Here is a 25,007-nt window from a genome sequence, read left to right on the forward strand (position 1 = left end):
GGTGAGCCATGAGTCAGGCGAACAGCCCAACTAACTTTATTCGTCAGATCATTGATGAAGATCTGGCCAGCGGTAAGCACAGCAGCGTGCATACCCGTTTCCCGCCGGAGCCGAACGGTTATCTCCATATCGGCCACGCCAAATCCATCTGCCTGAACTTCGGCATCGCCCGCGACTATCAGGGTCAGTGCAACCTGCGTTTCGATGACACCAACCCGGCGAAGGAAGACATCGAGTTCGTGGAGTCCATCAAGCAGGACGTCCAGTGGCTGGGCTTCCAGTGGAGCGGCGAGATCTGCTACTCCTCCGACTATTTCCACAAGCTGCACGGCTACGCCATCGAGCTTATCGAGAAGGGACTGGCCTATGTGGACGAGCTCTCCCCGGAGCAGATGCGCGAATACCGCGGCACCCTGACCGCCCCTGGCAAGAACAGCCCGTTCCGCGATCGCAGCGTGGAAGAGAACCTTGCCCTGTTCGCCAAGATGAAAAACGGTGAGATGGCCGAAGGGAGCGCCTGCCTGCGCGCCAAGATCGACATGGCATCCCCCTTCATGGTGATGCGCGATCCCGTCATCTATCGCATCAAGTTTGCCCACCACCACCAGACCGGTGACGAGTGGTGCATCTACCCGATGTATGACTTCACCCACTGCATCTCGGATGCCCTGGAGGGGATCACCCACTCCCTGTGTACCCTGGAGTTCCAGGACAACCGTCGCCTGTATGACTGGGTGCTGGACAACATCAGCATCGACTGTCACCCCCGTCAGTACGAGTTCTCCCGTCTGAACCTCGAATACACCGTCATGTCCAAGCGCAAGCTGAACCTGCTGGTGACCGAGGGGCACGTGAACGGCTGGGACGATCCGCGCATGCTGACCGTCTCCGGTCTGCGCCGCCGTGGTTACACCCCGGCCTCCATCCGCGAGTTCTGCAAGCGCATCGGTGTGACCAAGCAGGACAACATCGTCGAGATGAGCATGCTGGAAGCCTGCATCCGCGACGATCTCAACGAGAACGCCCCGCGCGCCATGGCCGTGCTGCACCCGGTGAAGGTGGTGATCGAGAACCTGGCGGCGGACGAGGTGCTGACAGCCCCTGCGCACCCGAACAAGCCGGAGATGGGGACCCGTGAGCTGCATTTCTCCCGCGAAATCTTCATCGACGAGGCGGACTTCAAAGAGGAAGCCAACAAGCAGTTCAAGCGTCTGGTGCTGGGCAAGGAAGTGCGCCTGCGCAACGCCTACGTCATCAAGGCCGAACGGGTCGAGAAGGATGCGGACGGCAAGGTCACCTGCATCTACTGCTCTTACGACCCCGAGACCCTGGGCAAGGATCCGGCGGACGGCCGCAAGGTGAAAGGGGTGATCCATTGGGTCAGCGCCACTCACTCCCTGCCGGCCGAAGTGCGTCTCTACGACCGTCTGTTCAAGGTGCCGAACCCGGGCGCCGAGGATGACTTCGAAGCGGCTCTGAATCCGGAATCCCTGGTGATCATCGAAGGGGCCCGGGTGGAAGCTTCCCTGAAGGATGCCAAGCCGGAGTTTGCCTACCAGTTCGAGCGTGAAGGTTACTTCTGCGCCGACAACAAGCTCTCCAGCGCCGAGCGCCTGGTGTTCAACCGCACCGTGGCCCTGCGTGACGTCTGGGGCAAGGCCGAGGTCTGATAGAAGAGGGCAGGGGAAACCCTGCCGCTTCTGGTCCGGATTGCGGACACAAAAAAGCCAGCATCATGCTGGCTTTTTTATTGCGCCGACCCGGCCGAATCAATCGTCGTGCTTGCAGTCACCGTTGGCGCAGTGGCCATACAGGTAAAGGCTGTGGTTGGTCAGGCGGATGTTGTGCGCCTTGGCGATGTCGCGCTGGCGCTGTTCGATCACCTCGTCGGAGAACTCGATCACCTTGCCGCAGTCGAGGCAAACCAGGTGGTCGTGGTGCTCCTGGGTGGCGAGCTCGAACACCGACTTGCCCCCTTCGAAATGGTGACGGGTGACGATACCGGCATCATCAAACTGGTTGAGAACGCGATAAACGGTAGCGAGACCAATCTCCTCGCCCTGATCGATCAGCCGTTTGTACAGATCTTCCGCACTGGTGTGCTGGCAGTCCGGCTGTTGCAGGATTTCCAGGATCTTGACACGGGGCAAGGTGATCTTGAGCCCGGCCTTTTTTAACGCTTGGTTGTTGTCTGCCATTTCTATTTATTCGCATTCTCGAAGGTGTGGTTATTCTGATTGACTGCCGCTGTAATGGCAACCACGAACTCGCTTGGCCTGTCATTATAGGTCGTAGCCAAGTTAAAAATAAACCCAGCAATTCAAGGGCTTTAGCTCATCAAGCCCATCATGGGAATATTCAGGTCCGCTTGCTCGACCAGAGAATGTTGATACTATGTGACTTCTTTATAGTCTGGTCGGATGAGATCCATGGATTGGCTTTTCGGCAATGCCGCCTGGGTGCGCTGCGCCCTCAACGCCTGGCCCCCCTTCTGGGGCGCAGGCATCAAGATAGAAACCCTGAGCCCCGATTTCCGCTTCTGCCGGGTCACTCTCAAGTCCCGCTGGTGGAACAAGAATGCCAACCGGACCCAGTTCGGTGGCAGCATGTTCGCCATGACGGATCCCATCTACCCGTTGATGCTGATGGGCTATTTCAAGAACCGCTACTACGTGTGGGACAAGGCGGGCAGCATCAATTTCATCAAGCCGGGCAAGGGCAAACTGGTGGCGGAGTTCACCCTGAGCGACGCCAAGCTGGCATCGATCGTGGCGGCGACCGAGGGGGGAGAGAAGCACTTTCCCGAGTTCGAGGTGCAGGTGCAGGATGGTCAGGGCGAGCTGGTGGCCCAGGTGAAGCGCACCCTCTATGTCAGATCCAAGCCCCAGCACAGGGGTGGCTGAATGCCTGCTGCAGATGCAACAAGGGCCCCGTCGGGGCCCTTGTTGCATGAAGAGGGAGGGAGATCAGATCACTCCAGCTCGCCCAGGCACATCTCTTCGTGCAGCTGTTTGCACCAGCCCTTGACACGCTCGGCTGTCAGTTCGGGTTGGCGATCTTCGTCGATGCCCAGGCCCACGAAGTGTTTGTCATCCACGAGCGCCTTGGAGGCTTCGAACTCGTAGCTGGCGGTCGGCCAGTGGCCGATGATGATGGCGCCCTTGGCTTCGACGATGTCACGCAGGGTGCCCATGGCGTCGAGGAAGTACTCGGCATAGTCTTCCTGATCGCCGCATCCGAAGATGGCCACCAGCTTGTTGTTGAAGTCGATCTCTTCGAGTTCGGGGAAGAAGTCGTCCCAATCGGCCTGGGCTTCGCCGTAGTACCAAGTCGGGATGCCGAACATCAGCAGATCGAAGCTGTCGATATCGGCCTTGCTGCTCTTGGCAATGTCACGGACTTCAATCAGTTGTTTGCCCAGTTCTTTCTGGATCATCTTGGCGACAGCTTCGGTATTACCGGTATCGCTGCCGAAAAACAGACCTACACTAGCCATAGTGTTTCGTTACCCGTATCTGGTGTTGATGCTTGACGGTTCAGATTGCGATGCCTGCTGCATGAGCAGACTCGATCTGTTGCTTCAGGATAGATTGGATCAGCTCGGCTCGGCTGACGTTCTGTTGCAGCGCAAGTTGGTTCAGGCGCTCCAGCAACTCGGCTTCCACCTTTAACTCGACCCGTTTCAGCCCGTTCTCACGATCGCGCTTGAGCTGGTTGCGCTTGTTGATCTTGAGCTGGGTCTCGCGGGGGAGTGGATTGGTCTTTGGCCTGCCGGGGCGCTTCTCAGTTGCGAACAGATCCAGTGTTGTTCGATCAGTTTGCTGTTTGGCCATACATCACAGATGAAAAGTAGTTAGCCGATCCCTGAGCCTTCCCAGCCCATTTCGATCAGCCCCTTGGCGACAAAACCCGCGCAACCCAGAAACAGCACCAGCCAGACGATGAAGCGGCCGAAGCGGGGCACATTGCCCCGTTTGAGCACGTCCTGAATGGCCAGACCAATCAGCAGGAAGATGGCCACGAAGAACAGTTTCAGGCCCAGACTCTCGATGAGATCGATGTGTTCACTCAGCATGGATTGCGCGCACTCCTTAAGACGGGCGCACTATATCACAAAGGATTTGAAACTGTTAACCGCCTGTCGACAGGAAATCCACAACCAGTTTGTTGAACAAAACCGGCTTTTCCGCGTGCAACCAGTGGCCGGTGCCGGCGATGACGCGGGCCCTGGCGGCCGGGAACTGGGCCATCGCGGCCCTGGTGTATTCGGGCAGCATATAGTCGGAGTCGCCCCCCTTGATGAAGAGTGTCGCGCCTTCGAAGCGGCGTTCATCGTCGGGCCAGCCCATGATGTTGGCGTAGTTGCGCTCAAGGGCCGGCACGTTGAAACGCCACCCCCATCCAGACTCCCCTTTGGCGAAGGATTTGAGCAGGAACTGGCGCACCCCGGCGATCTCGATGTGCTCGGCCAGCATGGCTTCCGCCTCGCTGCGGCTCTGGGGGGGCGTGGCCAGCGTGGCATTGAGCCCGGCAAACACGTTCTTGTGGCGGGCGTGGGGATAGGCCACCGGGGCGATGTCCGCCACCACCAGCTTGCTGACCCTGTGTGGGGCCTGCTTGGCGACCTGCATGGCGACCTTGCCCCCCATGGAGTGGCCCACCAGGGCCACCTGTTCAAGTCCAAGATGGTCCAGCAGGGTCAGGATGTCCGCCGCCTGAGCCGGGTAGCTCATCTCGTCCGAGTGAAAGGAGGCACCGTGATTGCGCAGATCGACGCTGATGACCCGGTATTGTTCGCTGAGGGGGCGCGCCAGCAGGCCGAGGTTGTCCAGGCTGCCAAAGAGGCCATGGATCAGCACGACAGTCGGGCCTTCGCCCTGTTCCTTGAAGTTCAATCGTGGGTATTGTTGCAAAATGACACCTTATCGGTCGTGGGCTCTATCGCCATACTTTTTAACACACTGAAAGAAAAGGATTTCATTCCTGGTGGGGGATTTTTTTGTGGTTTTTTTTCAAAAATATCGCCCCGGGATCGGCTATCAGTGCGGGGGATCACACACTTGGCCCGTCATTATGCCGTATTCTCAAGGAGATTCATGCACATCTGTCCGCCCCTTGCTTGGGCTGCCGGGTCTGCCTATGTATAATCGCCGCATCCGAATTTCGACGAGTCCAGCGCATCCCTATGAAAACCATCGAGCTTGATGACGATCTCTACTTCTTTATCGCGAGCCAGACCCGGCACATCGGCGAGAGTGCGTCCGATATCCTGCGTCGCCTGCTGGAGCAACCCGCCCAGGCCGGCACGGCAACCGTGGCGGCCGCGCCTGCGATGCAACCGCAACCCGTGGCCGATGCCATGGGGCTGGAGGCACTGCTGGATTCCGGCGAGCTGCAGAAAGAAGAGAAGTCCATCAACCGCTTCATGCTGGTATTGAGCACCCTCTATCGGGACAACCCGGAAGGCTTCACCCAGGCGACCGAGATAAAAGGGCGCAAGCGCGTCTATTTCTCCCGTGACCCGGAAGCGCTGCGTGCCAGTGGCAGCACCACCAAGCCCAAGCCGGTACCGGAGACCCCGTTCTGGGTGATCACCAATACCAATACCAGCCGCAAGCAGAACATGGTGGCCCAGCTCATGAACAGCATGGGTTATGACGAGGATCTGACGGCTCGGGTGTGCGGCGCCGTTTAACCCATCAATGACTTCAGGCCTTGCCGGGCAAGGCTCAGCTCAAGGAAAACGCCATGGCACAGCATTCCCACGCCGGTCAGCCGGCTCGTCTTTGCGATCTGACCAACATTCCCCGTCTGGTCAGCGCCTACTACCTCAACAAGCCGGACATGAGCCGCCCTGAGCAGCGGGTCGCCTTCGGCACCTCCGGTCACCGCGGCAGCGCCCTGCACAGCGCCTTCACCGAATCCCACATTCTGGCGGTGACCCAGGCGCTGGTGGAGTACCGCCAGCAGGCCGGTATCACGGGGCCGCTGTTCGTCGGCATGGATACCCATGCCCTGTCCGAATCCGCCTTTGCCAGCGCGGTGGAAGTGCTGGCGGCCAACGGTGTCGAGACCCGCATTCAGGCCGGCCTCGGCTTCACGCCGACCCCGGTCATCTCCCATGCCATCCTGCGCCACAACGCAGGCAAACCCGTGGCGCAGGCGGACGGCGTGGTGATCACCCCGTCCCACAACCCGCCGGAAGACGGTGGCTTCAAATACAACCCGCCCCACGGCGGTCCTGCCGAGGGCGAGATCACCAAGTGGGTGGAAGACCGCGCCAACGCGATCCTGGAGGCGGGCCTGACCGGCGTGAAGCGGATGCCGTTTGCCGAGGCCCTCAAGAGCCCGTTCGTGGTGGAACACGACTATGTCACCCCTTATGTGGATGATCTCGAAAATGTGCTGGATCTGGCCGCCATCAAGCAGGCTGGCATCAAGATCGGCGTGGATCCGCTGGGTGGCTCCGGCGTCGCCTACTGGGACGTCATCGCCAGGCGCTACGGTCTGGACATCGAGGTGGTGAACTACAAGGTCGACCCGACCTTCTCCTTCATGACCCTGGACAAAGACGGCAAGATCCGGATGGACTGTTCCAGCCCGTTCGCGATGGCGAGCCTGATTGCCCTGAAAGACAAGTTCGACATCGCCCTTGGCAATGACCCTGACTACGACCGTCACGGCATCGTCACCAAGGCGGGCCTGATGAATCCGAACCACTATCTGGCGGTGGCCATCCAGTATCTGTTCACCCACAGAACCGGCTGGCCCAAGGGGGCGGCCGTCGGCAAGACGCTGGTCTCCTCTTCCATGATCGACCGGGTGGCCGGCGAGATCGGTCGCACCCTCAAAGAGGTGCCGGTCGGCTTCAAGTGGTTCGTGGACGGTCTCTACAGCGGCGAGTTCGGCTTTGGCGGCGAGGAGAGTGCGGGTGCCTCCTTCCTGCGCAAGGACGGTACCGTCTGGACCACCGACAAGGATGGCTTCATCCTGGCGCTGCTGGCGGCCGAGATCCTGGCGGTGACCGGCAAGGATCCCCAGGCCCACTACGATGCGCTCGAAGCCAGATTCGGCCGCTCCAGCTACCGCCGCATCGATGCTCCGGCCAACAGCGCCCAGAAGGCGGTGCTCTCCAAGCTGGATCCGGCCCTGGTGGAAGCCTCCACCCTGGCTGGTGAGCCCATCCTCGCCAAGCTGACCAAGGCGCCCGGCAACGATGCCGCCATCGGCGGCCTGAAAGTGGTGACCGAGAATGGCTGGTTCGCGGCACGCCCCTCCGGTACCGAGTCCATCTACAAGATCTACATGGAGAGCTTCAAGGGGGAGGCGCACCTGGACCTCATCCAGCAGGAAGCCCAGCAGATCGTCTCCGCCGCCCTGGCCAAGGCCGGCGTCTGACCCTTACGGCAACAACCCATGTGAAAGAGGAGCCCTGGTGGCTCCTCTTCTTTTTGTGTCGGGTTGACTGCGGATCAGCCGTTGTCGACGCTGCCGGTGGCGGCCTTGCGGTTCTGTCTGCGCTTGAGGAATGAGCGGGCCGGCAGCTTCATCAGGAAGAGAGAGAGCAGGATGGTGCCGATGCCGAGCCACTGACGGCCATCCAGGGTTTCTCCCACCATCAGCACACCGCAGGAGACCGCCACCATGGGGTTGGTGAGGGCCAGCATCCCCATCACCTCCGGGCCATGGCGTTTGAGTCCCCAGAGCCAGGCCCAGTAGGCCAGAGCCGTATTGAGGATCACCAGCCAGATAAGCCCGGGAGTGGCGTCAGCCCGGGGCAGGGGCATGGGGCCGGCCAGCCACCAGGCCAGCGGGATCAGCATCAGGCCGCCCAGCAGCAACTGCCAGGCGGTCAGGGCCAGCAGATCATCCACCGGCCAGCGTTGCATCCAGCGGCTCGACTGGCCGATGAGCAGGGTGGCGAGCAGGGCGCACGCCACGCCGACGGGATCCAGATTGGCAGAGGGATTGAGCAGCAAGAGCACCCCGACGAGCCCCATCACCCCCAGCAACAGCCACTTGAGCGTCGGCCTGACACCGTCTTGCAGCCAGGCCAGCCCCATCAGGATGAGGGGCAGCGTCGCTCCCAACGTACCCGCCACGGCGCCGGGCAGGCGAAACGCCGCCACGAACAGCAGGGCGAAGAAGGCGGTGATGTTGCAAAACGCCAGCAGGAACTGCCTGCTCCAGACGAGAGGCGGTCTGCGGGGATGGAGCAACAGCAGCAGCACCCCGGCGGGGAGGGCGCGCCACACGGCCACCCAGTAGGGGGAGTAGTCGGTCAGGTAGAGACTGACGACGGCATAGGTGCTGCCCCAGAGCAGGGGGGCGAGCAGGGCGATCAGCAGCGGCATGGTTATCTCGTAACAAAGTATCTTTAAGTAAAGATACATTAGTCGCGAGTTGGTTTATTATCAAGTATCTTCATGTGAAGATAATGGAGCCCCAATGGAGAGTGATCATGTAGATCAGCTGCTGGCCCAGTGGGCCCGGCAGCGCCCGGACCTCGACTGCTCCCCCATGGGGGTGCTGGGGAGGGTGGCGCGCATGGCGGCGATCGCCGGGCGCGAAGTGAGCGAGACCCTCAAGGAGTGCGGTCTGCTGGGGTCTGATTTCGATATCCTGGCGACCCTGCGTCGGGCCGGCGAGCCGCTGACCCCGACCGCGCTCTACCAGTCCGCCATGCTGAGTTCAGGGGCCATGACGGCCCGGCTCGACAAGCTGGAGCAGCGTGGCCTGATAAGACGTGAAGCCTCCCCCGATGACAGGCGCAGCCTGCTGGTCTGCCTGACGGAGCCGGGGCGGGAGCTGGTTGACCATGCGGTGGAACAGCACGTGGCGAACGAGCGCCGCCTGCTGGCCCCATTGAGCCTGGTTGAACAGGAGCAGCTGGCCGCCCTGCTCAAACGCTGGCTGCTGGAAAACGAATAAAAAAACGGGCCCATCGGGCCCGTTTTCGTTGGCATTGAGACTGACTCAGTAGCCGCCTCTGGCATCCCTGACTGCAAGGCCAAGCTGCCATACCGCCATGGCGTAGTGGGTGCTGTGGTTGTAGCGGGTGATGGCGTAGAAGTTCGGCAAGCCGTACCAGTACTGGTAACCGGTGCCGACATCCAGACGCAGCAGGCTCGCCTCCTTGTGATTGCCAAGGGAGCCGGCGGGAGCCAGCCCGGCACCGCGCAGGGTGGCTACCGGGTAGCGGGTCTGGAAGCCGTGCTCATAGCCCGGCAGCTGTCCCTGGCCGCGTACTGCCACCGGCTGCCCTTTCTCCCAGCCGTGGGCCTTGAAGTAGTTGGCCACGCTGCCGATGGCATCCACCGGATCCCACAGGTTGGTGTGGCCGTTGCCGTTGAAGTCCACCGCGTAGTTGCGAAAACTCGACGGCATGAACTGGCCGTAGCCCATGGCCCCGGCATAGGAGCCCTTGGGTTCGGTGGGATCCATCCCCTCATCCCGGGTCATCACCAGGAAGGCTTCCAGCTCGCCGGTGAAGAAGTCGGCGCGGCGCGGGTAGTCAAATGCCAGGGTCGCCAGGGCGTCGAGAATGCGGGTCTTGCCCATCACCCGACCCCAGCGGGTCTCCACCCCGATGATGCCGACGATGATCTCGGGTGGCACCCCGTAGATCTGCTGCGCCCGGTTGAGTTCACTCTCGTATTCACGCCAGAAGTTGACGCCGTTCTGCACGTTGTCCGGGGTGATGAACTTGGCGCGGTAGCGGTTCCAGGCGCCGGTCGGACCGGTGGGCGGTCTGGTGGTGGGGGCCTGGGCGTCCATCAGCTTGATGATCCAGTCATAACGCTCGGCCTGGGCCAGTACCCGGTGCAGCTCGGCGCTGTCGAAGCCGTGCTTTTGCACCATCCGCTGCACGAAGTTGTCCACGTTGGAACGATTGGCGAAGTCCCCCTTGCTGACCCCGGGCTGGCTCACCTGCCCGTAGAAGGGTTTGCTCGGCGGCGTCTGGTTGATGAAGGCGCTGTTGGGTTGGGGTTTGACCACGGGCTTGGGCGCCGGCGTGCTGCTGCAGCCGTAGATCAGGGGAAACAGGGAGAGGACACAGACAAGGCGACGCATAGGGTTCTCGTGAGCCTGAAAAAGAGTGCCGTCATGGTAAAACATTGGCGTGCAGGCGCAAGTGCTCCGTGCCGGCGCGCCCCCGGGATCCCGTCAGCGCAGGGTGTGGTAGCCGCTCCAGATCCGGGTCAGGGTCGTGATGGCACAGAGCAGGGCGAAACCGTAGGCCAGTGGCACGAAGGCGGCGGGCCAGAGGCACATGAGCACGAAGAGGGCGATGGTTTCGCTCCCCTCGGTGAGCCCGCCCAGATAGTAGAGGGATTTGTGGTGGTAGACGGGGCTCTCGATGCCCCGTTTGCCCGCCATGATGGCAAAGGCCAGAAAGCTCGATCCCGTGCCCATGAAGGCGAACAGCAGGGTGGCGGCGGCCAGGGCGTTGGCCGGGTCGGCGAGGGCAAAGCCCAGCACCACGGCGGCGTAGAAGATGAAATCCAGCGTGATGTCGAGAAACCCGCCGCAGTCGGTGATGCCCGTTTCCCGCGCCACGGCGCCATCCAGCCCGTCCAGCAGCCGGTTGAGCAGAATCGCCGCCAACGCCCACTGATAGCAGCCAAAGGCCAGCAGCGGCAGCGCCAGCATGCCGATGAGAAAGCCGGCGAGGCTCACCTGGTTGGCGCTCACCCCGGCCCGGCACAGGGGGCGGGCGAGTGCGGCGAGGGGGCGGCGGATAACCGGGATCAGGTGGCGATCAAACAAGGTGGTGCTCCTCTTCGGGGATGGCTGGGGGGATCAGCTGCAAGATGGTACCCGGCGCATCCTCTTCGTCGTGGGTCACCAGCAGCGCGGGGATGGCCTGCGTGCGCAGGCGCTCGAACACCAGGGTTCTGAATGCCGCCCGCAGCGGCTTGTCGAGGCGGGAGAAGGGCTCGTCCAGCAGCAATGCCCTGGGCTCGGCCAGCAGGGCACGCAGCAGGCTGACGCGGGCTTTCTGGCCGCCGGAGAGCGCCCCGGGCAGCTTGTCCGCCTGAGCCTCCAGCCCGACCTCGGCCAGCGCCTCGCGGGCCCGGGTCTGCCTTGCCGCCATCCCCTTGAGATGCGCCGGCATGCCGAACATCAGATTTTCGGCCACCGTCAGGTGGGCAAACAGCAGGTCATCCTGAAACAGGATGCCGACGCCCCTCTCCCGGGGGGGCAGCGGGGTGAGGCGATGTGCGCCGAGCAGGATGTCCCCGGTCAGCCGGATGGGCCCCCCGAGTGGCAGCACTCCCGCCAGGGCCGCCAGCAGGGAGCTCTTGCCACAGCCGCTCGGTCCCATCAGGGTGAGCACCTCGCCCGGGGCCACCCTGAGGGGAGGGAGCGTCAGCAGGGGGGCGCCGTCGAGGAAGAGGGTGAGTGCGGAGGTATGCAGCATCGGGTCAGGGCCTCAGGGCGGGGTTGATGCGCCGCGGCAGCCAGAGCGCCAGGGCATAGATGAAAAGGGGCAGCAGCAGTTGCAGCAGGCCGTAGAGCCCCGCCAGCCGCCGGTTGAGGCCGCTGCCGATGGCCACCGCCTCCGTGGTGATGGTGATGACCCGCCCGCCCCCGAACAGCAGGGTCGGCAGGTATTGGGCCAGGCTCACTGCCGACCCGACACCGAAGGCGAACAACAGGGGACGGGCGAGCAGGGGGCCCTTGACTCGCCACCAGGCCCCCCAGGGGCTGGCCCCGAGCGTGAGGGCCACCCGGGTGAGGCGCTCGTCGAACTGGCGATAGGGGCCGTGCAGGCAGAGATAGACGTATGGAAAGACGAAGATCAACTGGCTCCAGAGTACCCAGCCAGGGCCTATGCCAGTGAAGCCCAGCCCGTCGGTCTGAAGGCGCAATCCAAACAGCAGGCTGGCCTGGGGCAGCAGCAGAGGCAGGCAGACAAGCCAGAGGGTGCGTGTGGCGCGGCGCGCAGGCAACGCCTCGAGGCAGAGCACCGCCAGCAGCAGGGAGAGCGCGGCGCAGAGCAGGGCCAGCCACAGACTCTGCCACAGCAGCGGGCCCAGGCTCGGCAGCAGAGCCAGCCAGTGGTGGCTGCTCCATTCGCTCGGCCAGAGGGCGGGAAAGGACCAGCGCCGGGTCAGGGACCAGAGCAGCAGGGCGGCGAGCACCAGCAGATTGGTCAGGAGCAGCCCCCACACGCCGATGCGGGCAATGAGTGCGGGCCAGGGCGAGGCGGGGGCGCGTCGCCCATCCAGCCAGCGTGCCTTGCCGAGGGTGAGGTGGGCCCGCTCCAGCAGCCTGAGGGCGCCAAGCAGCAGCAAGTTGAGGGTGAGCAGTAAGAGGGCGCCGCTGGCACTGGCGCCGCGCCAGGCGGGGTCGGCATCCTGATACCAGAGCCAGAGTCGCACCGCCAGGGGCGGCGGGGCATCCGGCCCCAGCAGCAGGGCGAGATCCACCACCGCCAGACCATAGGCGGCCACCGCGTAGAGGGGCAGTCGCAGGGCGGGCCAGAGGGCGGGCAGCAGCAGGCGCCACCAGATCCGGGGGGCACTGAAGCCGAGGCTGGCCCCCAGCCACTGCTGGCGCGCCACCTTGGCGGGATCCAGTGCCGCCAGCGCCATCAGCAGCAGGAAGGGGGTCTCCTTGAGGATGAGCACCACGATGAGGCCAAGGCCCCAGGGATCCTTGAGGGTTTGCCAGTCCGGGGGCAGATGGGTGAGGTCAAGCAGGGGGGCGACGAGGCGCAGCAGCCAGCCGGAGGGAGCGATCAGAAAGGCGATGCCGATGGCAAAGGCGACGTGGGGAAGCGCCAGCAGGGGGGAGAGCAGGCGGCGCAGCCAGCGCATCCAGGGACGCCCGTCCCCCTGGGCGAGCAGCAGGGCGGTGGCGCCGAGGGCCCCCAGGGTGGAGGCCCCCGCCACCCAGAGGCTCAACCCTGCGGAGTGCCAGAGTCCGGGCTGGGGGAGCAAGAGGGCGAGGTTGGCGGGGGAGAGCCCCTCGATGACCAGCAACAGCAGGCCCCTGGCGAGCGGGATCCCCAGCAGCAAGGCTCCCAGCATCAAAAAGGGCAGCAGGAGGAGAAGAGGGGCGCGCGCCTGCATGATGGATCAGTGGCCGTAGCGCTCGGCCCAGGCCGCTTCCAGCCGCGTCTGCCAGCTGGGGTGGGGCTCTGCCACTCCCTTGAAGCGCAATGCCGGACGGGTCTGGCCTGGCAGCGCCTCCTGGCGCAGCACGCTGGGATCCCCCCAGAAGGCGGGGTCGCTCTTGCGCGCCTGGGCGGCGGGGCTCAGCAGGAAGTTGACCACCACCTTGGCCCCGGCCCGGGCGTTAGCGTTGAAGGGGATGGCGAGGAAATGGCTGTTGGTGAGCGCCCCTTTCTCCATGGTGATGGCCTTGACGGTGGGGGGCAGGGTGCCGTTTTGCACCGAACTCTGGGCTTCCCCCGGGTTGAAGCTGATGGCCATGGCCAGCTCGCCGTCATCGAGCAACTGCCTGGTCTCGGCGGCGCCGGTGGGGAAGAGCCTGCCCTTTCGCCAGAGCGCGGGGTGAAGCTGGTCGAGCCAGGCCCAGAGAGGGGCGGTGACGCGAAGGAAGTCGGCATCGGTCGCCTCCCGGTAGAGGGGCGCCGGATCCGGTGTCAGCTCCAGCAGGATCTGCTTGAGAAAGCTCGAGCCGTGAAACTGGGGAGGCTTGGGGTAGGTGAAGCGGCCGGGGTGAGCCTTGGCCCAGGCCAGCAGGGCGGCCGCCGAGGTGGGAGGAACGTCTACCTGGTCGCCATCCACCATCAGATTGAGCTGGCCTATGCCCCAGGGGGCCTCGAGCCCCTCGACCGGCACGGTGAAGTCTTCACTTACCGGCAGGGCGGTGTCCACCAGGGCCATGTTGGGCAGCTCGTCGGTAAAGGGGGCCCCCAGCAGCCCCTGCTCCTTGAGCGCCTTGAAGTTCTCGCCGTTGACCCAGAGCAGGTCGATGGGGCCGTTCGACGTCTTGCCAGCCTGCTTGCCGGCCAGCAACTGGCTCACGCTCTGGGCGATGTCATCCACCTTCACCTGCACCAGCTCGACCTGGTACTGGCGAGCGATCTCCTGCCTGGCCCACACCAGGTAGGCGTTGATCTCGGGGCTGCCCCCCCAGGCGTTGAAGTAGACGGTCTGTCCCCTGGCGGCCAGCAGGGTCTGCTGCCACGATGCGTCATTTGCGTGGAGCGGGGAGGCCAGCAGCAGGGGGACGGCGGCCATCAGGGGACGGAGCAGGGCGCGAAGTCGGGTCTTGAACATGATGGTTGCCTCGTCAGAGTCAGGCGCCGCGGCGCCAGCGGTGATAACGGGCCAGCAGCGCCAGCAGGCGCCCGGGCTGGCGGGCACGGCGCCAGGCGCCAGCCACGTACTTGTTTCCCTCCATCAGGGTGGGGTAGGGGTGAACGGTGGCGAGGATCTTGCCAAGTCCCAGGCGGTGGCGCATGGCGAGGGCAAACTCGGCGATCCGCTCGCCGGCGTGAGCACCCACTATGGTGGCCCCGAGTATCCTGTCACGGCCCGGCACCGTCAGCACCTCGACAAAGCCCCCTGACTCGCCGTCGGCGATGGCTCTGTCCAGCTCGGCCATCTCGAAGCGGGTCGACTCGAAGGGGATGCCTCGTGCCCGAGCCTCTTTCTGGTTGAGGCCGACCCGGGCTATCTCCGGACTGGTATAGGTGGCCGCCGGCATGACCCTGTAGTCTGCCCGAAAGCGCCTGAACTGGCCAAAGAGGGCGTTGATGGCGGCATACCAGGCCTGATGGGCGGCAAAATGGGTGAACTGGTAGGGGCCGGCAACGTCCCCCACCGCCAGGATGCTGGGGTAGTTGGTGGCGAGGAAGCCGTCGATGGCCAGGGTGCCGCCGGGGGCCAGTTCAACCCCCAGCGCCTCCAGCCCGAAACCGCTCACGTTGGCCTCCCGGCCAAGGGCCAGCAGCAGCTGGTCCCCCTCAACCACCAGCGTCTCGTCCCCCCGGCGCAGGTGCAGCCGGATGGGCAGGTTGGCACCTTTACCGTCCATATACCCGGCCGAGGTAGCCTGCCAGCCGAGGTGCAGGGTGACGCCGTCGTGCTCCAGCTGCGCGGCCAGGGCCCCGGCGACGTCCCTATCTTCCCGGGGCAGCAGCTGAGGGCCTTGCTCCACCAGGGTGACGGGAATACCGAGCAGGGCCAGGCTCTGGGCCAGCTCGCAGCCGATGGGGCCCCCTCCCAGCACCAGCAGATGGCGGGGGGGCTCGCGCAGTCGCTGCCAGAGGGTGTCGGAGGTGAGGTAGGGAACCCTGTCCAGCCCCGGCAGTGCGGGCACCCGGGGGCGGGCGCCGGTGGCGATCACAATATGACGGCTGGTCAGGCGCTTGCCGTTGACCTCCACCTCCCAGGGGGAGGTGACTCGCGCCCGCCCCTGGATGCACTCCACCCCAAGTCCTTCATAGCGCGCCACCGAGTCGTGGGGTTCGACCTCCTCGATGACCCGGGCGACCCGCGCCATCACGGCGGCAAAGTCGGCGCGGCTCTGGCTCGGGGTAAAACCAAGCTCCCCGGCCTTGCGCTGTTCAAAGGCGAAGCGGGCGCTTCGGATCAGCGCCTTGGAGGGGACGCAGCCGGTATGGAGGCAATCCCCCCCCATCCTGTGCTGCTCGATGAGGGCCACTCTGGCTTTCACCGCGGCGGCGATGTAGCTGGTGACCAGACCTCCGGCGCCGGCACCTATCACCAGCAGGTTGTAGTCAAAGTGCGCCGGCTTGCGGTAGGGGGCGTGCAACCGGTAGAGGGCGAGACGGCGCTGCAAGGCACGCATCAGCCAGGGCATCAGGCCGAGCAGGGTCAGGGCGGCCAGCAGGCCGGGGGAGAAGAGGTTGCCTGTGCTGGTGAGGGTCGCCAGCTCGCTCCCCGCCAGCACGTAGACGAGGGTGCCCGGCAGCATGCCGAGCTGGCTGACCCAGTAGTAGGTGCTGACTCTGATGGGGGTGAGCCCCATCACCAGGTTGACCAGAAAGAAGGGGAAGAGGGGGATGAGGCGCAGGCTCAGCAGATAGGAGGCCCCCTCCTTTTGCATGCCGGCCTGAACGCTCGCCAGCTTGTCGCCAAAGCGCGTCTCGACCCAGTCCCGCAGCAGGAAGCGGGCGCTGAGAAAGGCCAGGGTGGCGCCGAGGGAGCTGGCAAAGGAGACCAGCAAGAGCCCCCACAGGATGCCGAAGACGGCGCTGCCCGCCAGGGTGAGCAGGGCCGCCCCCGGCAGGGAGAGGGCGGTGGTGAGCACATAGATCACCAGAAACAGCAGGCTGGCTGCGACAACATGGCGGTCGACCCAAAGGGCCAGGCGCGCCTGGTGGGCCTGCAACTGGGTGAGGCTCAGATAGTGGTCAAGGTCGATGGCAAAGAAGGTGCCGACCAGGGCCCCCATCGCCAGCAACAGCAGCAGGCGTGCCCGGTTCATCCCTGCCCCTTGTCGAGGGGGCGCTCGGGTTGCACCGGCAACTGGCAGAACCCCTGGGGAGCGATGTCGAGAGCGGCATTGAACTTGGCGGACATGTTCTGGAAGGCGATGAGGCCGGTGAGCTCCACCAGGGCGTCGTCATCGAACCAGGGCTTGAGGCGGGCGGCCTGCTCGTCGCTCACGCCATCCAGCCCGGTCATGGCCTCGGCATAGTCCAGCACGGCCCGTTCCCGCTCGTCGAACAAGGGGCTGTCGCGCCACCGGGCCAGCGCCTCCACCTTGTCGCTGGAGCCTGCCCGCTTGACGAGGGTCATGGCGTTGATGTCGACACAGAAACGACACCAGTTGAGTTGGGAGACCCGCACCGTCACCAGGGAGCGCAGCACGGGGTCGATGGGGGAGCGCTTGCGGTTGATGACGCCGTAGAGGGTGGCGACCGCGGCGAACAGCCTGGGGGAGCGCCCCCAGCACTTGCCCGGGATCAGCACCTGACCGTAGTTGCGTTTCTGCAGCCAGAAGAAGGGGCGGATGAACCAGGCGTAGGCCCGGTCCGGTTTGACCTCAATGCGCATCTTGTTCCTCTTTGAGCTTCTCCATCTTGGGCTTGTAGGCCCCGCCCAGGCGCTCGTTCAACCGATTCAGGAAATCGATGATCCGTGCCCGGTTGACCCCCAGATCGCTGCGCCCCTGGCGCGAGGCGGAGCGCATGTCGATACGGGTCTCTTTGGGCCCGGCAAAGACCCGCAGGGCCACGTCATCCTGAAACCCGAACCAGCCGGTGGTGACGACGGCATCGATACCCTCGCTGCCCGGGCGAACCTGCCAGCCCAGCTCCGTCATCAGTTCCTCGGCTTCCGCGAGCACTTCGACCGGGGATGCCCGGGTATAGAGAGGACCGGGGTTGCCTGGAAATAGTTGCAGGGGCGGGGGGGAGACCGGGAGATCCTCCGGGCTTCTGAGCTGCTCGGCCCACTGGAGCCGTGGCGGATGGTAGGGATCCGTGCTGACGTCGTTGGTGAGGGGGGAGCGCAGCGCCTGGACGAGAAACAGCAGGGGCAACAGCAGGGGAGCAATGCCCCAGATATCCGGCCAGAGGTTGGTGGTGCGGCGATAACGCCAGGGCAGGCGCAGCAGCAGCACGAGGCTGAGGAGGGCGCTGGCGAGACAGAGGATGAAGCCGAGCCACCAGGGCCAGAGATGGGCGCGGCTGCCAAGGGCCCCGCAAAGGGGCAATAGCCAGGTCAGCAGCGGCCACCACAAAGAGCTGTGCATATGAGGGATCCACGGGACAGGATGGAACTATGCCCAGAAGGATAAACTTAATTGCCTGATAACGTTAGTAAATGATCATCAATCCCAGGCGTGCGGCTCAGAGAGCCGATGGCCTCGTCGCCCTGGATCAGTTGCGATAGAGCACCTTGATGAGGTGGAAGCCGAACTTGGTGCGCACCGGCCCCAGCACGGTCAGCAGCTCCCCCTTGAACACGGCATCGTCGAAGGACTTGACCATGTCCCCCTTGGAGAACTCTCCCAGATCGCCGCCACGCTTGCCGGAAGGGCAGGTGGAGAAACGCTTGGCCATCTGGCTGAAATCGGCGCCCTTGGCGAGCTTCTCCTTGATCTCCAGACACTGTTTCTCGGTCTTGACCAGGATGTGCTGGGCACAGGCTTTTTTCATCGGAATGCTCCTCGGCGAGGGGAAAGGGGGCGCAAGATTACTGCAATTGCGCCTCCACGTCAGCCCCTCGGGCGCGAGACCCGGCTCCGGGGGCCGGTGGCCAGGGGGACCCTGGCCCGGGATTGCCAGAGGATCTCCAGCCCCAGCAGGGCATAGAGGCTCCAGATGGCCAGGGGGTTGAGCCAGTTGCCCCCCATCTGCAGGGTGGCCAGGGCTGCGCTCACCAGCAGCAGAACTATGCCGGGCAGGCGCCAGTGGGCAGGCAGGGGGGCGAGCAGGGCCATGCCCAGCAGCAGGGCCAGGCCAAAGGGCAGATTGAGCGCGGTGAAGGCGAGGGCCTGCTGGCCGTTCATGCCGGTCAGCAGGGCCAGCAGGGCGCTGCAGCAGGCCAGGAAGGTGATGAACTCGAGTCGGTCGGCAATGTAGTCAGCCAGTTGTTCGCTACGTAGGTGCATGGGGTCTCTCCTGCGATGATTGGGATCAGTGTGGGACAGGCCGGAGCGCAGGGGCAGCGGGATAAATCGATTGAATTGAACGAAGCTTTAGTGCCATCTATTCAAGTGATTGATTTAAACTTATTTTCCTGTTCAATAGCAGGCAGGATGGGGAAGAGGGCATTGAGCAAGTCGAGGGGGACGGGTTGACGAAACCCGCCGGATGCGGGGTGTCCGACAAGGGTTGTCGCGACGAGCCGGACCCTGCTGCCAGCCCAAGGGCGCCAGGGGAGATCCGGCGTGGCGGGGTCGGTGGTGGCGTTTTGTTCGCCCCTTGCCCGGATTGTGCGCAGTTTGGCTCCTCACACCCGGCTGGCTCCTTGCTGGGCCGAAGCGATCCCCGCACCGGGGGCGGCAGAGCGGCACGCAAAGGGGCCCCGAGCGTGGGATTTCGCCGTCGCGATTATGCTAGGATGATCGGCACTCGCCCGGGATGAGTCTCGGTATCGTACTAAATAACACAATCTTTAAATCATGTTATTCGGGGAAAATGACGTTTGACAGGATGCTATCCTACTTTTCTCACCGGGAGCACTTCATCCGGGCGATCCCGTCGCCCCGGGCCCGGTCTCTTGCTGCTCGCCCTCGCTCTCTGGCTGATGGCGATGCCCGCCATGGCGGCCAAGTTGACCTACCAGATCAAGGGGATCAGGGGAGAGCAGAAAGACAACGTCGAGGCCTACCTCAACGCCCTGCCCGTCTACCAGGAACGCCAGTACCGCCCCGCCCGCGCCAAGATCACCGAGAGCGTACAGAAGGCGCTGCAGGTCTATGGCTACTACCAGCCCAAGATCACCCTGAACCGCGACAAGAAGGCGCCCGCCAAGGTGGTGATCGAGATTGAGCGGGGGGAACCCGTGATCATCTCGCGCCTCGACATCCTGCTGGAAGGGGATGCGGGGAGCGACGAGGTGTACAGCGAGCTGCTGGACAAGCTGCCCCTGAAGGAGGGAGATCCCCTCAACCACGGCAAATATGAATCCATCAAGGCGGATCTCGGCAGTCTGGGGCTGGCCCGCGGCTATTTTGACGCCAAGATCAGCAAGAGCCAGGTCAAGGTTTTCCCGGAACAGGGCAAGGCGGAGATCTACATCCTGTTTCGCTCTGGCCCGCGCTACCATTTCGGTGAGATCCGCTATGACGCGACGCCGGAGGCACTGCACCTTATTCGCCCGCTCATCAACATCAAGAGCGGCGACCCCTATCTGGCGATCCGTCTGGCGGAGATGTCCCAGGATGTCTCCTCCACCAAGCTGTTCAAGCAGGTGGACATCAAACCCCTGATCAGCCAGGCCGAGGGCAACCGGGTGCCGGTGCAGGTGACCCTCTCCAACCGGGTCGATCACGAGATTGAGACCGGTATCGGTTATGCCACGGACGTGGGGCCGCGCCTGAGTGCCACCTGGGAAAAACCCTGGGTGAACCGCTATGGTCACCGCCTCTCCAGCACCGCCAAGATCTCGGCGCCGGAAGCGGAGCTCAGCTTCGACTACCAGATCCCGGTGGGCAACCCGCTGCGGGATTACTACTCCCTGCAGGCGGGCTATCAATACACCGACAACAACGACACCCGCTCCGATCTGGCCACCTTCGGGGTGCACCGTTGGACACGCCGACCGGAGAGCTGGGACAGAGACGTCTTTGTGCGCCTGGAGAACGAGCGCTACGTCCAGGGTCAGGACGAGGGGAACAGCCTGCTGCTGATCCCCGGCGTCTCCTGGTCACGGCTGCGGGTGCGCGGCGGTCTGGTGCCGGATTGGGGGGATCGCCAGCAACTGACGATGGAGTTCTCGAGCCCCTACTGGGGGTCCGACATCAGCTTCATGCGGGTGTGGGGGCGCAGCAAGTGGCTGCGCACCCTGGGCGAAGATCACCGTTTCCTGATGCGGGCCGAACAGGGGGCCATCGTCGGGGATGATTTCTCCCTGGTCCCCCCCTCCCTGCGCTTCTTCACCGGCGGCGATCAGACGGTCCGGGGTTACGGTTACGAGACCATTTCGCCACGGGGGGACGATGGCAAGCTGACCGGCGGGCGCTACGCCAGCGTCGGCAGCCTGGAGTACAACTACCGCTTCAGCGAGAAGTGGCTCGGCGCCCTGTTCGTGGACGCCGGGACCGCCACTGTCGACTACAGCGAGGCCTGGAAGATAGGCACCGGGGTCGGGGTGCGCTGGGTCACCCCCATCGGTCAGGTCAGGCTCGATCTGGCGGTGGGCATATCCGAGGAGGAGAAGCCGCTGCGGCTGCACTTCGCACTGGGGCCGGAACTATGACCCGGCAACCAGGCGCATATCTTCTTCTTTCTCTTTTCTGGCCGCTGCGGCTGCTTTCCTTGCAGGGGTCTGCATCGTGATCTGGGTAAAACGCATTTTCTTGTGGCTCATGGGCCTCTTCTTCCTGCTGCTCATCGGCGTCAGCCTGCTGGGCTTCACCCATCAGGGCAACAAGTGGCTGTGGCAACAGGCCAGAGCCGCGCTGCCCTCCCTCAAGGGGGAGCTGGTGGCGGGGCAACTCGGGTATGGCTGGACCTTCGAAGGGGTTGGCTGGCAGGACGAGCTGGTGGATGTTACCGTGGAGCGGGCCGTGCTGGACTGGGATCTGGGCAAGCTCCTGCAGGGCAAGCTCTGGATCAAGTCTCTGGCGGTGACTCGCCCCGTGGTCCGGGTGGCGGAGTCCGAGCCGGTGCCGGAAGAGCCGTCGGAGCCCTTCGTCTGGCATCCGTTGCCGCTCAAAATCCAGGTCGACAGCCTCAAGGTTGCCGATCTCGATGTGGCGGTGCCCGGCGTGACGATCACCCTCAAGGATCTGGACATTGGCGCCGCCCTGGATCGCGCCGGGCTCATCGTGCGCGGCCCCGTGCTCGATGGCCTGAACGTGGTGCTGGCACCGTCCCCGGTGGAGGCGGCCAGTGACAAGGGCGCCAAACCGGCGGATGAGAAAAGCGCCACCCTGGCGGTCGGCGAGGGCAAGGCTGCCCCCGGTGACAAGACGCAGGCCGCAAGCAAGCCCGAGCCCATGGTGCTGCCGGCGGTGCGACTGCCTTTCCCCATCCAGCTGGAGGGGCTGAAAGCCACGGCGTTCCGTTATCAGCAAGGTGAGCTGGTGGAGGGGCTAGACAACCTGTTGCTGTCGGCCACCGCCGAGGAGGAGCGCATCGACATCCGGGAGCTCTCCTTGCGCCATGCCATGGCGGATCTGGCCTTGAGTGGTCAGGTGCGCCTGCACGAGGATTACCCCCTCGCCCTGACCCTGGATGCCAAGGCGCGTCAAGGGCTGCTGGACGGGGAGCTCAAGGGGGAGCAGGTCAATCTCGTCCTGGACGGTTCTGTGGGCAAGCTTGGGCTGGCACTCAAGGCCAAGGGGCCGGTGGGCGCCAATCTCAAAGGATCCCTTGCGGCCCTCGACCCGGATCTGCCCTTCGATCTGGCGCTGGACTGGAAGAGCCTCTCCTGGCCCCTGCACAAGCCTGCCAAGGATGAGCCTAGCTATCGGCTGGACAAGGGGACCCTGAGCGCCAAGGGCAAGCTCTCCGGTTACCAGTTTGCGCTCAACACCGCCGGCAAGGGGACCGATGTGCCCCCCTTCAAGGTGGCCCTCTCGGGCAAGGGGGATCTCAACGAGCTGAGCCGTATCGAGCTGCTGCTGGGGGCCCTCAAGGGGGAGCTCAAGCTCGACGGCAAGCTGGCCTGGAGCAAGGGGGTCCAGTGGCAGGGGACGACCGAATTCAAGGGGATCAACCCGGCGGAGCTGGTGCCCGAGATCAAGGGGGCACTGGCGGGCAAGATCACCAGCCGTTTCGATCTGGATGAGGCGGGCCACTGGCAGCTGGCCCTGCCCGAGCTCAAGGTGGATGGCAAGCTCAACCAGTATCCTCTGGCCTTGCAGGGCAGGCTCAGTGGCAACGACAAGATGGAGTGGACCATCCCGGCCCTGGCGCTGCAAAGCGGCCCCAACCGGCTGCAGGCCGAAGGCTCGCTCACGACCCAGGCCTGGAAGCTGGATGCGGATCTGGATGCGCCCAAGCTTGGGGGTATCTACCCGGGTCTGGGAGGGGACATCAAGGGCCAGGTGCGCGTCACCGGCAACCAGCAGGCGCCGCGCGTGAATGCCGATCTGGTGTCGGGCCGACTCGCCTACGCGGGCACCGTCCTCAAGGAGACCGTCATCAAGGCCAACGCCCTGGTCGGTGAGAAGCCCGCCGGTGAGGTGGGGGTGACGGTGGCGAGCCTGGCACAGGGGGAGACCAAGCTCTCGCAAATCGCCCTGAACCTGAGCGGCGATCTCGAGCGCCACGGGCTCACCTTGACCATGAAGGGGGATCCCCTGGCGGCAGACCTCAGCCTGAATGGCAGCCTGCGCGGTGACCACTGGCGTGGCGCCCTTGCCGAGCTGAAGCTCAAGACCCCCCTCAAGCGCTGGGCGCTGGCCGCCCCCTGGTCTCTGGACCTGGATCTGCCGAAACAGCAGTTGACCATGGGGGATCTCTGCCTCGCGTCCCAGAAGGCCAGTCTCTGCGTCAAGGGGAGCCGGATAGCCCAGTCCCAGGGCAATCTGGAATTTGCCCTGAACGAATTTGATCTCAAGCGGCTGCGCCCCTGGTTGCCGGACAATTTCCGCTGGCAGGCGGTGCTGTCGGCCGACGGGCGCGCCAGCTGGCGCGGCAACCAGCCGACCCTGCACGCCACCGTGCGTACCACGCTTGGGACCTTCGTCGCCGACGAACTCAAGACCGACTACCAGCGCCTCGAGCTCGGGATCGATTTCGAGCGCCAGCAGGCCGCCATCCGGGTCGATTTCGCTTCCGAGCAGATCGGCAACATCGACACCGATCTACTGATCCGGGATCCCGCTGGCCGCGGCAACCTCGGCGGTCAACTCAGGTTTGACGATCTGAAGCTGGCGACCTTTGCGCCCCTCATTCCCGAAGTGCGCTCCCTGCAAGGGGTCATCTCGGCGGATGCCCGCTTCGACGGTACCCTGGCTGCCCCCCTGCTGTATGGCGAGCTGAACCTGAAGGAGGGGGAGGTTCAGACCCACTCCGACATGGTGACCCTCTCCAAGCTGGTGACCCGCCTCAAGATAGAAGGCAACCGGGCCGAACTCGACGGCTCCATGATGGTGGGCAAGGGCCCCCTGGTGCTGGGGGGCTGGCTGAGCTGGGCCCAGCAGCCGGTGACTGGCAGCCTCACTATTCAGGGCAAGGAGTTGGAAGCCCAGTACCCGGGCATGGGCCGGGTCAGGGTGACACCTGACATCGCCATCTCTCTCGGGGAGGAGACCAGGGTGACCGGGCAGGTGGACATCCCCTGGTCGCGCATCCTGGTCAAGAGCCTGCCAGACAGCGCGGTAGCGGTCTCCGATGACGTCACCGTCATCTACGACGATCTGCCGCCGGTCCCCAAGGCGGCACCGCTGCCCATGGAGATCAGGCTCGCCATCCGGCTCGGGGACGACGTCCGCCTCGAAGCCATGGGACTCAAGACCAAGGTGGGAGGGGCCCTCAACATTCGCCAGGATCCCTCCAAGCCGCTCTCGGGCAACGGGCAACTGGAGCTCAGGGACGGGCGCTTCAAGGCCTATGGCCAGAACCTCATCATCAAGGAGGGGCGGATCCTCTTCTCCGGCCCCATCGATCAGCCCTATCTCAACATCGAGACCTATCGGGATCCGGATACCATCGAGGACAACGTGACCGTCGGGGTGCGGGTGACGGGGCCGGCTACCAAGCCGAAGATCACCGTCTATTCCGAGCCGCAGATGGCGCAGTCCGAACAGCTCTCCTATCTGTTGCGGGGCAAGGGATTGCAGACCAGCGGCGAGGATGGCGGCTTCAACGGCCTGCTGGTGGCGGGGGCCGTGAGCCAGGCGAGCGGCGTGGTCTCCAGCATCGGGGAGTCCCTCGGCATGAGCGACGTGGCCCTCGATACTGCAGGCAGTGGCGATGACACCCAGGTGACCCTGTCGGCCTACCTGCTGCCCGGCTTGCAGTTCCAGTACGGGGTCGGGGTGTTCAGCCCCATCGCCGAATTCAAGCTGCGCTACGAGCTGATGCCAAGGCTCTATCTGCAGGCCATGAGCGGGGTGGCCCAGGCGGTGGATATCTTCTATCGCTTCACCCTGTAAGGGGGGCGGATGACAAGACAGATGTCTGGGGAGACGTTTATCCCCCTCTGCCCGACCTGCTGATGACAGCTGTCGCCAGCAGGTTCGGGGTGAGAGCGTGCAATATTGACGGGAGGCCTGGCCTCCCGTTTTTTTGTAGAGAAGAAGGGGATTTGTGGAAGGCAGAAAAGCGAAAACCCGGCACAAGGCCGGGTTCTCTGAAAGATGGTGGAGGGAGAAGGATTCGAACCTTCGAAGGCAGAGCCGTCAGATTTACAGTCTGATCCCTTTGGCCGCTC

General features: G+C 64.2%; 23 protein-coding genes. 7 read left to right on the forward strand and 16 right to left on the reverse strand.

Annotation, left to right across the window (positions count from 1 at the left end; genetic code table 11):
• The first annotated feature begins 8 nt into the window (after positions 1–8).
• Positions 9–1,670 carry a glutamine--tRNA ligase gene (gene glnS / locus OKC41_RS16000; RefSeq protein WP_042878130.1) on the forward strand — a complete coding sequence of 554 codons (1,662 nt, stop codon included), beginning with the start codon at positions 9–11 and terminating at the stop codon, positions 1,668–1,670.
• Positions 1,671–1,769: 99 nt separating this feature from the next.
• Here glnS and fur read toward each other — a convergent pair whose 3' ends face one another.
• Positions 1,770–2,198 carry a ferric iron uptake transcriptional regulator gene (fur, locus tag OKC41_RS16005; RefSeq protein WP_010674102.1) on the reverse strand — a complete coding sequence of 143 codons (429 nt, stop codon included), beginning with the start codon at positions 2,196–2,198 and terminating at the stop codon, positions 1,770–1,772.
• A gap of 231 nt (positions 2,199–2,429) precedes the next feature.
• On the opposite strand from fur, the gene OKC41_RS16010 reads away from it, so the two are divergent.
• Positions 2,430–2,903 (forward strand): DUF4442 domain-containing protein, encoded by a 474-nt coding sequence (locus tag OKC41_RS16010; protein WP_010674103.1) that lies wholly within the window; start codon positions 2,430–2,432, stop codon positions 2,901–2,903.
• A 68-nt stretch (positions 2,904–2,971) separates the two neighbouring features.
• Here OKC41_RS16010 and fldA read toward each other — a convergent pair whose 3' ends face one another.
• From fldA to OKC41_RS16030, 4 genes are read right to left on the reverse strand one after another with little or no spacing between them, the layout of a single operon-like run.
• Positions 2,972–3,496, reverse strand: coding sequence for a flavodoxin FldA (fldA, locus tag OKC41_RS16015; RefSeq protein WP_010674104.1), 525 nt, complete (start codon positions 3,494–3,496; stop codon positions 2,972–2,974).
• Positions 3,497–3,536: 40 nt separating this feature from the next.
• Complete coding sequence (ybfE, locus tag OKC41_RS16020; RefSeq protein ID WP_005325670.1) at positions 3,537–3,833, reverse strand: LexA regulated protein; 297 nt, start codon at positions 3,831–3,833, stop codon at positions 3,537–3,539.
• A gap of 20 nt (positions 3,834–3,853) precedes the next feature.
• On the reverse strand, positions 3,854–4,075 hold the full coding sequence (locus tag OKC41_RS16025) for a DUF2788 domain-containing protein (RefSeq protein ID WP_010674106.1): 222 nt from the start codon (positions 4,073–4,075) through the stop codon (positions 3,854–3,856).
• Between the two features lie 55 nt (positions 4,076–4,130).
• Entirely contained in the window at positions 4,131–4,895 is a 765-nt protein-coding gene (locus OKC41_RS16030; protein WP_201894926.1) for an alpha/beta fold hydrolase, read from the reverse strand.
• 290 nt (positions 4,896–5,185) lie between these two features.
• Between OKC41_RS16030 and seqA the strand changes: the two genes are divergently transcribed.
• Together seqA and pgm are read left to right on the forward strand one after the other, a co-directional pair.
• A complete protein-coding gene (seqA, locus tag OKC41_RS16035) occupies positions 5,186–5,695 on the forward strand; it encodes a replication initiation negative regulator SeqA (protein ID WP_010674108.1) in 510 nt (169 codons plus the stop codon).
• Positions 5,696–5,748: 53 nt separating this feature from the next.
• Complete coding sequence (pgm, locus tag OKC41_RS16040) at positions 5,749–7,398, forward strand: phosphoglucomutase (alpha-D-glucose-1,6-bisphosphate-dependent) (RefSeq protein WP_103255346.1); 1,650 nt, start codon at positions 5,749–5,751, stop codon at positions 7,396–7,398.
• 74 nt (positions 7,399–7,472) lie between these two features.
• Here the strand turns inward: pgm and OKC41_RS16045 are convergent, their stop codons facing one another.
• On the reverse strand, positions 7,473–8,354 hold the full coding sequence (locus OKC41_RS16045) for a DMT family transporter (protein ID WP_201894891.1): 882 nt from the start codon (positions 8,352–8,354) through the stop codon (positions 7,473–7,475).
• Between the two features lie 94 nt (positions 8,355–8,448).
• Between OKC41_RS16045 and OKC41_RS16050 the strand changes: the two genes are divergently transcribed.
• A complete protein-coding gene (locus tag OKC41_RS16050; protein ID WP_010674111.1) occupies positions 8,449–8,931 on the forward strand; it encodes a MarR family winged helix-turn-helix transcriptional regulator in 483 nt (160 codons plus the stop codon).
• 45 nt (positions 8,932–8,976) lie between these two features.
• Here the strand turns inward: OKC41_RS16050 and mltB are convergent, their stop codons facing one another.
• The 10 genes from mltB to OKC41_RS16100 all read right to left on the reverse strand — a co-directional run bounded on the left by mltB (position 8,977) and on the right by OKC41_RS16100 (position 18,567).
• Positions 8,977–10,074 carry a lytic murein transglycosylase B gene (gene mltB / locus OKC41_RS16055; RefSeq protein WP_167824888.1) on the reverse strand — a complete coding sequence of 366 codons (1,098 nt, stop codon included), beginning with the start codon at positions 10,072–10,074 and terminating at the stop codon, positions 8,977–8,979.
• A 93-nt stretch (positions 10,075–10,167) separates the two neighbouring features.
• A complete protein-coding gene (locus OKC41_RS16060) occupies positions 10,168–10,770 on the reverse strand; it encodes a CDP-alcohol phosphatidyltransferase family protein (protein ID WP_043154183.1) in 603 nt (200 codons plus the stop codon).
• The gene (locus tag OKC41_RS16065) at positions 10,763–11,425 is read right to left on the reverse strand and encodes an ATP-binding cassette domain-containing protein (protein WP_201894890.1); all 663 of its coding nucleotides are present in this window, start codon (positions 11,423–11,425) and stop codon (positions 10,763–10,765) included. The genes OKC41_RS16060 and OKC41_RS16065 overlap by 8 nt, the downstream gene beginning before the upstream one ends.
• Positions 11,426–11,429: 4 nt before the next feature.
• Entirely contained in the window at positions 11,430–13,040 is a 1,611-nt protein-coding gene (locus OKC41_RS16070; protein ID WP_201894925.1) for an ABC transporter permease, read from the reverse strand.
• Between the two features lie 48 nt (positions 13,041–13,088).
• Complete coding sequence (locus tag OKC41_RS16075) at positions 13,089–14,258, reverse strand: ABC transporter substrate-binding protein (protein WP_201894889.1); 1,170 nt, start codon at positions 14,256–14,258, stop codon at positions 13,089–13,091.
• A gap of 19 nt (positions 14,259–14,277) precedes the next feature.
• Positions 14,278–16,434 (reverse strand): FAD-dependent oxidoreductase, encoded by a 2,157-nt coding sequence (locus OKC41_RS16080; protein WP_270672154.1) that lies wholly within the window; start codon positions 16,432–16,434, stop codon positions 14,278–14,280.
• Positions 16,431–17,006, reverse strand: coding sequence for a carboxymuconolactone decarboxylase family protein (locus tag OKC41_RS16085; RefSeq protein ID WP_039039829.1), 576 nt, complete (start codon positions 17,004–17,006; stop codon positions 16,431–16,433). The genes OKC41_RS16080 and OKC41_RS16085 overlap by 4 nt, the downstream gene beginning before the upstream one ends.
• A complete protein-coding gene (locus OKC41_RS16090; RefSeq protein WP_069652781.1) occupies positions 16,996–17,706 on the reverse strand; it encodes a DUF1499 domain-containing protein in 711 nt (236 codons plus the stop codon). The genes OKC41_RS16085 and OKC41_RS16090 overlap by 11 nt, the downstream gene beginning before the upstream one ends.
• A 127-nt stretch (positions 17,707–17,833) precedes the next feature.
• Positions 17,834–18,112 (reverse strand): peptidylprolyl isomerase, encoded by a 279-nt coding sequence (locus OKC41_RS16095; RefSeq protein ID WP_039039827.1) that lies wholly within the window; start codon positions 18,110–18,112, stop codon positions 17,834–17,836.
• A 59-nt stretch (positions 18,113–18,171) separates the two neighbouring features.
• Positions 18,172–18,567 (reverse strand): hypothetical protein, encoded by a 396-nt coding sequence (locus tag OKC41_RS16100; RefSeq protein ID WP_102948201.1) that lies wholly within the window; start codon positions 18,565–18,567, stop codon positions 18,172–18,174.
• Positions 18,568–19,103: 536 nt separating this feature from the next.
• Between OKC41_RS16100 and OKC41_RS16105 the strand changes: the two genes are divergently transcribed.
• Together OKC41_RS16105 and OKC41_RS16110 are read left to right on the forward strand one after the other, a co-directional pair.
• Complete coding sequence (locus OKC41_RS16105; protein WP_201894886.1) at positions 19,104–20,879, forward strand: autotransporter assembly complex family protein; 1,776 nt, start codon at positions 19,104–19,106, stop codon at positions 20,877–20,879.
• Between the two features lie 76 nt (positions 20,880–20,955).
• Positions 20,956–24,729 carry a translocation/assembly module TamB domain-containing protein gene (locus OKC41_RS16110; RefSeq protein ID WP_201894885.1) on the forward strand — a complete coding sequence of 1,258 codons (3,774 nt, stop codon included), beginning with the start codon at positions 20,956–20,958 and terminating at the stop codon, positions 24,727–24,729.
• The last annotated feature ends 278 nt before the right edge of the window (positions 24,730–25,007 follow it).

It is taken from the genome of Aeromonas sp. QDB17 (assembly GCF_027705305.1).
In the GTDB taxonomy this organism is placed as follows: domain Bacteria; phylum Pseudomonadota; class Gammaproteobacteria; order Enterobacterales; family Aeromonadaceae; genus Aeromonas; species Aeromonas caviae.